The sequence below is a fragment of the Vibrio sp. Vb0349 genome (genome assembly GCF_033338975.1).
Genome location: NZ_JAWOTS010000217.1, coordinates 1 through 1,366 on the forward strand (window position 1 = coordinate 1; position 1,366 = coordinate 1,366).

At 45.5% G+C, this 1,366-nt stretch carries 1 protein-coding gene; it reads right to left on the reverse strand.

From position 1 onward, the window contains the following. A partial coding sequence (locus tag R7Q47_RS24675; RefSeq protein WP_318089893.1) for a GNAT family N-acetyltransferase occupies positions 1-1,366 on the reverse strand: 1,366 nt, incomplete at both ends.

A 1,366-nucleotide genomic window follows, 5' to 3' on the forward strand; every position in this document is an offset into this window, starting at 1 on the left:
CATCAGCATCCCTCGATTGGTAGGCATCGTCATACCTGACATTTGTTTCGTGCCTTTAATTTTGCAATAGCTGATGATCTTCTCCATCAAGATTTTTCCTAATCCTTTTCCTTTCAAATCTGAGCGAACCAAAATCGCAAATTCAGCATCACTGTTGTCTGGCGTGATCAGCGCACGCGCGACACCAATGATCGACGGTCCACTTTTATCGAATGCTACTGCGACAAAGGCCATTTCTCGGTCGTAGTCAATTTGAGTAAAATTAGCTAAAGCTTCGTGATTGAACTCACCAACCTCTGAGAAGAACCGTTTATAGAGATCTTCTTTAGATACACTATTGATGAACTGAGCGTGGAGTGGCTCATCTTCAGGAAGAATTGGACGAAGAAGGATTGGTTGACCATCACGCAGTGTCACAGTTTCAACAAATTCAGCAGGGAAAGGGCGAATAGCCAGTCGTTTTTGAGCGTCACCTTCATATTTGCAAAGCGTCACATCAGCATCAAGTATGGTTAAGTCATCTCCAGACACCAATACTGGATGGATATCCAGTTTTTGTATTTCAGGTAACTCAACCGCCATTTGCGAAATACGAACTAAGAATTTTGACAGCTCAGTGATATCGAGCGCATCTTTGTGTTTCTGAAGACGGATCTTCCCGGACTTTAATGCAACCACGACTAAATAGCGTGCAAGCGTCATATTCAAAGGAGGCAGGGCGGCCACCGCATCTTGAGCGATGTTCCATTCAGATCCACCTTGACCAAGTAAAATGACAGGCCCAAATACCTTGTCAACCGCGATACTGATTCGCAACTCTTCCGCGCTGCCAAGCTTCGCCATGCCTTGAACTAGCAGGCCGTGTACGTTTGCAGATGGGTAACTGAATTTGACGGTATCTAAAATCGATTGTGCAGCGTTAGAAACTTCTCGACTATTTCTCAAATTAAGCGCCACGCCGTGTACGTCTGATTTGTGAGGAATATCAGGAGAGCGAAGCTTCACGGCGACCGGGTATCCAATATTTTCTGCCATGTGAACAGCTTCGATTTCATCCGATGCTATCCAAGTAGGCAAAACATTAAAGCCAAAGAGCTTAAATAGTGGGCTAGTTTGGTGTGTATCCAGTGTGACTGTGTTTTTATCCAGTAGTCGTTCATCTACCCATTCTTTTGCAGAATTTACGCTACCTGAGTGCAGCGGCTCTGCTGTTGTTGGCGTTTCCATCAACTGTTTCTGATTTCGCCTGTATTCAACGAGGTGCATGTAAGCAACGACCGCGCTTTCCGGCGTACGATAGGTAGGTATCCCCGCTTGAGTGAATGCCAATCGAGCATCTCGAGATGTTTGTTCCCCAGACCAGTTA